General features: G+C 39.3%; 1 protein-coding gene. It reads left to right on the plus strand.

The window, feature by feature from the left end:
• Positions 1-905 (plus strand): AAA family ATPase (locus ACOVO2_RS14000; protein WP_421770576.1); only part of this gene is annotated, 905 nt, incomplete at its 5' end.
• Positions 906-1,149: the final 244 nt, after the last annotated feature.

Here is a 1,149-nt window from a genome sequence, read left to right on the forward strand (position 1 = left end):
TAAGAGGCTTACCAGCCAGCGGAAAATCGACTTATGCACGAAACCTCATCGACGAGAACAAAGGTGCGTGGAAACGACTCAACAAAGATGAGTTGCGGGCAATGCTTGATAATTCTCATTATACTATTGCCAACGAAAAATTTGTTGAGCGAGTGCGAGATATGATGCTTATTGAGGCATTGAAAGAAGGTAAGCACGTAGTGATTGATGATACCAATCTATCTGACCGACCAGTTGAGCGTATCCAGCAGGTAATCGGACGCTATAAAAAAGAAACAGGGGAGGAGGTAAAAGTTGAGCTAAAGACAATGGAAACCTCGCTCGAAGAATGTCTGGCTCGTGATGAAGTGCGTGAAAAAAAGGTGGGTCGAGACGTAATTATGCGAATGTATAACGACCATATTGCTAAAGAAAAATTGCCAACAAATTCGGCTAAAAAAGAGATAGATTTAAGCAAGCGAGGGCCGCATTATCAGCCGCAAGACGATACTTTACCGCCTGCAATTTTATGCGACCTTGACGGAACTTTGGCAATTATCCACAATCGAAGTCCGTTTGATTCTGTGCGTTGTGAAACCGATTTATTGAACGAACCAATTGCCGAAATCGTGAAAAATTATGCAGCAATGGGCGTAAAAATTATCTTGATGTCAGGCCGAGATGAAGCCGCTCGACGACCAACTACCAATTGGCTGGCTTATAATCGAATACCTTACGATGCACTTTTTATGCGAGCTACTGGCGATGCCCGAAAAGATTCGGTAGTGAAAAAAGAATTATACGAAGCTCACGTAAAAGACCAATATTTTGTGAAATTCGTACTAGATGACCGAAACCAAGTGGTCGATTTATGGCGATTAGAGCTGGGTTTACCCTGTTTACAAGTCAATTATGGCGATTTTTAACGAAAAAAGACTGGTTCAAACTGACCAGCCTTTTTTTAATTGAATCCACACAACTTTTATGAAAAAACTATATATCACTATATCGAATTTCTATATATAAGACTCTGTTTTCTTAAGAACGGTTGCATCTAATTTGATTTATTTTTCGGTTAAATACAAAAAAAAAGGACTGGAGTAAATAACTCCAGCCTTTCCCGCTACTAAATCCACACAACTTTTATCTTTAATATTTTATTTCTATATA

It is taken from the genome of Emticicia sp., assembly GCF_049241225.1.
GTDB lineage: Bacteria > Bacteroidota > Bacteroidia > Cytophagales > Spirosomataceae > Emticicia.